The 4,691-nt window shown below is 67.4% G+C and carries 6 protein-coding genes and 1 pseudogene; 2 read left to right on the top strand and 5 right to left on the bottom strand.

Going from position 1 to position 4,691, the window contains the following annotated elements:
* Positions 1–419: pseudogene (gene psaB / locus ACIQ2E_RS15020) on the top strand (photosystem I chlorophyll a apoprotein A2); the annotation flags it as partial.
* Positions 420–537: 118 nt separating this feature from the next.
* On the opposite strand, the gene ACIQ2E_RS15025 reads toward psaB, so the two are convergent.
* The 5 genes from ACIQ2E_RS15025 to ACIQ2E_RS15045 all read right to left on the bottom strand — a co-directional run bounded on the left by ACIQ2E_RS15025 (position 538) and on the right by ACIQ2E_RS15045 (position 3,999).
* Positions 538–702 carry a hypothetical protein gene (locus ACIQ2E_RS15025; protein ID WP_296364948.1) on the bottom strand — a complete coding sequence of 55 codons (165 nt, stop codon included), beginning with the start codon at positions 700–702 and terminating at the stop codon, positions 538–540.
* The gene (locus tag ACIQ2E_RS15030) at positions 699–1,304 is read right to left on the bottom strand and encodes an L-threonylcarbamoyladenylate synthase (protein WP_398332288.1); all 606 of its coding nucleotides are present in this window, start codon (positions 1,302–1,304) and stop codon (positions 699–701) included. The genes ACIQ2E_RS15025 and ACIQ2E_RS15030 overlap by 4 nt, the downstream gene beginning before the upstream one ends.
* Positions 1,305–1,323: 19 nt before the next feature.
* Entirely contained in the window at positions 1,324–2,226 is a 903-nt protein-coding gene (gene prmC / locus ACIQ2E_RS15035; RefSeq protein WP_398332290.1) for a peptide chain release factor N(5)-glutamine methyltransferase, read from the bottom strand.
* A gap of 24 nt (positions 2,227–2,250) precedes the next feature.
* On the bottom strand, positions 2,251–3,408 hold the full coding sequence (locus tag ACIQ2E_RS15040; protein WP_398332292.1) for a DNA-processing protein DprA: 1,158 nt from the start codon (positions 3,406–3,408) through the stop codon (positions 2,251–2,253).
* Between the two features lie 141 nt (positions 3,409–3,549).
* Positions 3,550–3,999 (bottom strand): acyl-CoA thioesterase, encoded by a 450-nt coding sequence (locus ACIQ2E_RS15045; RefSeq protein ID WP_398332294.1) that lies wholly within the window; start codon positions 3,997–3,999, stop codon positions 3,550–3,552.
* Positions 4,000–4,066: 67 nt separating this feature from the next.
* Between ACIQ2E_RS15045 and ACIQ2E_RS15050 the strand changes: the two genes are divergently transcribed.
* Positions 4,067–4,691: universal stress protein (locus ACIQ2E_RS15050; protein ID WP_398332296.1), on the top strand; the 625-nt coding region annotated here is incomplete at its 3' end.

The raw sequence follows: 4,691 nt of genomic DNA on the forward strand, positions 1-4,691 counted from the left end.
GGAAGCACCTCGCCATCTGGCAGGGCAACGTGGCTCAGTTCAACGAATCCAGCACCTATCTGATGGGCTGGTTCCGCGACTACCTGTGGCTCAACTCCTCTCAGCTGATCAACGGTTACAACCCGTATGGCAGCAACAACCTCGCCGTCTGGGCCTGGATGTTCCTGTTCGGTCACCTGATCTGGGCCACCGGCTTCATGTTCCTGATCTCCTGGCGCGGTTACTGGCAGGAACTGATCGAGACCATCGTCTGGGCTCACCAGCGCACCCCGCTCGCCAACCTGGTGGGCTGGCGCGACAAGCCCGTGGCTCTCTCGATCGTTCAGGCCCGTGTGGTTGGTCTGGCTCACTTCACGGTGGGCTACTTCGTGACCTACGCCGCCTTCCTGATCGCCTCAACTTCCGGCAAGTTCGGTTGATCCCAAGCGGCTGATTCCTTCAGCCGCTTCCTCTCACCTCTTGCCCTCTTCGAGGGACGACATCAGCCTCCGGCTCCGGCCGGGGGCTTTTTCGTTGTTGGTTCACCCCTGTTGTCGCTCAGCCTTCGCCAGTTCGCCCGGCCAGCAACCAGGCGGCAACGCCAAGCACCAGCCAGGGCAGCAGCTTCAGCTCGAGCAGATCACTGCTCGCTTGCACCGCGGGTTCGAGCAGCCAGTGGTTGAACCCCAGTAGCGCTGCAATCAGCAGGATCAGGGCGGTCATGCCGAGGGGCCGTGGGTGCTCAGCTCTGGCGGCATCACAGCACCGGCTCGCAGCAGTTTCCAGCCACCTTCCGGCAACCACTCGATCACCGTGCTGCCCTGCCCCGAGGGTGCGGGCCAGGGCACTGGGCCGAGTTGGGCCACCTGAGGAAAGCGAGCCGCCGCTTCTTGGTGATCGAGGCAGGCCGGCTCACCGGATCGGTTGGCGCTTGTGGTGGCCAGCGGGCCGCTCAGGGCCAGCAGCTCTAGCGCTGCCGGGCAGGCCGGCAGCCGCAAGCCCAGGGTTGTACCGCCTGGGTTGAGCTGCTCCAGCCAAGGCCCTTGCGCTGGCAGCACCAGGGTGAGGGCTCCAGGCCAGTAGCGCTCAGCCATGCTCTGCCAGGCCGGTTCGATCGGGCGTCCGAGGCAGGGCAGCAGGGTGTTGGTTGTGCCCGCCATCAGGATCACGGGCTTGTGCCGTGGCCGCTGTTTGAGCTCCCAGAGCAGGTTGGCGGCTTCGGGCCGGCTGGCCAGGGCTGGGAGTGTGTCTGTTGGAAAGATGGCGGCCTCGCCTGCCAGCAGCCGTGCGGCCAGCGCGCTGGGGCTGCAGCTGAGGCTCGTCATGGTGGCGTGATGCGTTGCTTCAGGGTGTAGCGCCTGGGCGCCGGCCGCTGGCGAACCGCAACACCCCTTCGAGATCGCGATGCGGCTGCACCTGCTCTAAGCCAGCCGCAATCAGCAGGGCGACAACCGCGCTGCTCTGATCGTGGTGGTGCTCCAGTAGCAGCCAACCTCCCGGCGCCAGGTGGCTCTTGGCGCCGGCCGCGATGCTTCGGATTGCATCAAGGCCGTCACCGCCGCCATCGAGTGCCAGCGAGGGCTCGTGATCCCGGACGCCTGCTTCCAGTTCCGCCCAGACGGCGGTGGGGATGTAAGGAGGGTTCGATACCACCAGATTGAGCGTTCCGGCGGAATCGATCAGCGGTTCCCACCAGCTGCCCTGCCGCAGCTCCACGGCTGCCTCGAGCGGATACGCCTGGAGATTGCGCCCGGCCAGAGCGAGGGCCTGCGGTGATTGATCCACCGCAAAGCCTTTGCTGCCTGGCCAGGCCCGGGCCAGGGCCAGCGCCAGGCAGCCGGAACCGGTGCCCAGATCAGCCCACAGCCAAGGGTTGGCTCCATCCTGCGGCGGGAGGGTTGGAGCGATGAGGTCTGTCGCCAGATCAATCAGCAGCTCTGTTTCCTGCCTGGGGATCAGGGCACCGGGTGCCACCTCCAGCTCCAGATCCCGCCAGGGGCAGCGGCCTACCAGATATTGGAGCGGAGTGCCTCGGTGCAGGTGCTCCTGCCAAAGCTGCTCAAGCCGCGTGAGCGGCGCTGCCAGGGGCACGGCTCGATCTGGGTGCAGGCGCAGTTGCTGCAGGGTTTGCCAGCGGATGCCGCCCTCCAGATCCAGCAGCCAATCCAACTGACTGGCCTGGCCACCGGCCTGCAGTTGCGTGCGCCGCCACTGCAGGAGTTCAGCTGCGGCAACGGTGTTGGCCATGTTTCAACCCTAGGCAGAGGCGGCTCAGCAGGGCCGCCACCACAGGCCCGGTTCACTGCGCAGAACCCCGGCCAGCTCCAGCCGCAGCAACCGCTCGCTCATCACAGCGGGGGCCTGGCGCAGGCGATCACAGAGCTGATCCAGCGATGCGCCTGCTCCCAGGGCTGCCAATAGGGCCGCCTCGCGCTGCAGCAGGGGAGCCACGGTTGTTGACGCGCTGCTGCGGCGGGCCTGCCTGATCGGCCCTGCACCCAGGCTGTTGATCAGATCGGCTGGATTGATCAACGGTGTGGCGCCCTGCCCAAGCCAGCGGTTGCTGCCGGCAGCGCTGATTCGGCCTGCATCGGCGGGCACCACCCAGATCGGCATTCCCAGCTCCCAGGCCAACTGGGCCGAATGCAGAGCGCCACTGCTAGCCGGACACTCCACCAGGACCAGCGCCTGCGCTAGCCCCACCTGCAGGCGGTTGCGCAGGGCGAAATGCCCAGCGCGGCCTGGGGTGCCCTCCGCCAGTTCGCTCACCAGCAGGCCCTGCTCTGCCACCTCGGCCTGCAGATGTGTGTGATGCCGCGGGTAGACGCGATTCAGTGGTGTGCCCAGCACACCCACGGGTTTGCCTCCGGCTTCGAGGCAGCCGCCGTGGGCTTCGGCATCGATGCCTTCGGCCAGCCCACTCACCACCGGCCAGCCGGCATCGGCCAGGGCTCGGCCGATCAGCCGCGCCATCGTGAGGCCATGGCGCGAGGGCCGGCGTGTGCCCACCACCGCGACCGCCTGGCTCTCCCCCAGGGCGCGCCAGAGTGATCCTTGCCCCCGCCAGAACAGCTGCAGCGGCGGGCGATCCAGCTTGAGGAGTGCTTCTGGATAGGTGAGGTCGCTCGGCAGCAGACGCGCCGGCTGCGCCCAGCGCCGGCGCTGGGCAGCTGTGGCGGGATCGCTGATCGGCGCTGGCCCGTGGCTACTGCGGTAGTGCTCGAGCGCTTCAAGTTCCCGTTTGTGCAGCCGGGTGTGGCCGCTGAGGGCATGCTCAAGCCGCTCGGAGCTGGCGCTCCAGGCCTCCGCCAGGCTGCCAAGCATTGCTTCGAGCCGCTCCAGGCGCTGCCAGCCGATGCCAGGACAGCGTGACCAGACCAAGCGCCACAGGCGCTGCTGCTCGACAGCCGGATCGTGCCCGCGCTCCATCCGCCTCCGGGCCAGTGCACCACCGGATCCCCCACCGCCTGCTGCACTGGATGCGCGGGTTGACGCAAACGGTGCCTGCACCACGACTCCCACACGCCCATCCTTGCTAGTACGCGAGTACTATAGCGAGAGGGGCGGGTCTCAGGCTGCGCCCTGTTGCAGCCGCTCGACGGCTTCGCTCAGGCTGACGGGCAGGCGCCGCATCAGCTTGCGCTGCCCCGGTCCGCCGGAGAGGTCAACGAGCACCAGCTCCACGGCGGCCTCGGCAGCCACGCTGCCGTCGGCCTTCACAAACTGGCTGCGCCAGGGCAGCTTCACGCCCTGACGCGGCAACACCCAGCTGCTCACGCACACCTCCTCGCCGTGCAGCAGGGCCTGGCGGTATTGGATGGAGAGGCCCACCACCGGGAGTTCAAGGCCCTCGGCCGACAGATCGGCGTAGGCCAGCCCGGCGGCACTGAGGGCTTCCACCCTGGCCTCTTCCAGCCAGCTCAGATAGGCGCCGTGCCACATCACGCCGGCGTGGTCGGTGTGTTGGGGCAGCACCCGCCGGATCAGTCGCCAGGGCTGCGGTTGTTGTTGCTCCGTCACGGTGTTCGCTGCGGTTGGTCCGCCGTGGCGGATCAGCCATAGGCTGCCCCAGCGCGTTGCAACGGCTGTGTTCCGCAACCTTCTGATCGCCGATTCCGGCAAGGGCCATGTTGAAGAGATGGTGCGCATGCTGCGCGACATCCCTGCCGTGCGTCAGGCCCGGATCAACCTGCTGCACGTGGTGTCGGAGCAGGCGGGCGAGAACTACGCGGAGCACTCACAGAAGGCAGCCGGCATCGTGGCCGAAGCAGTGCAACGCCTCGGGCTCAACCCGGCTGAGGTGAACACGATCATCCGCCAGGGCGACACCAAGCAGACCGTGCTCAAGGTGGCCGATGAGCTCAATGCCGATCTGATTGTGATGGGCTCCCGCGGCTTGGGGCGCCTCCAATCCATCCTGAGCAACAGCGCCAGCCAATACGTGTTCCAGCTCTCCACGCGGCCGATGCTGCTGGTGCGCGACGACCTCTATGTGCGCCACATCAACCGCGTGATGGTGGCCGTGGACGGCACCGGTGTGGGGGATGACGCCCTTCGGCTCGCCTGTGAACTGGTGCGTGATACCCCCGGCGCCAGCCTCACCGGCATCCACATCAGCCGTCAGGACATCACCCCATCCCGCGGCGGCAAGTCCCCGGCGGATGAAGTGCTGGACAAAGCCGTGCAGCGCGCCCGTGGTTTCGGGGTGGAGA

Source organism: Vulcanococcus sp. (assembly GCF_044369115.1).
Lineage (GTDB): Bacteria > Cyanobacteriota > Cyanobacteriia > PCC-6307 > Cyanobiaceae > Vulcanococcus.

What these genes read in the sequence shown, in the direction of transcription:
- ACIQ2E_RS15025 (WP_296364948.1), bottom strand. Translation starts at nt 702, where the DNA reads ATGACCGCCCTGATCCTGCTGATTGCAGCGCTACTGGGGTTCAACCAC.
- ACIQ2E_RS15030 (WP_398332288.1), bottom strand. Translation starts at nt 1,304, where the DNA reads ATGACGAGCCTCAGCTGCAGCCCCAGCGCGCTGGCCGCACGGCTGCTG.
- prmC (WP_398332290.1), bottom strand. Translation starts at nt 2,226, where the DNA reads ATGGCCAACACCGTTGCCGCAGCTGAACTCCTGCAGTGGCGGCGCACG.
- ACIQ2E_RS15040 (WP_398332292.1), bottom strand. Translation starts at nt 3,408, where the DNA reads ATGGAGCGCGGGCACGATCCGGCTGTCGAGCAGCAGCGCCTGTGGCGC.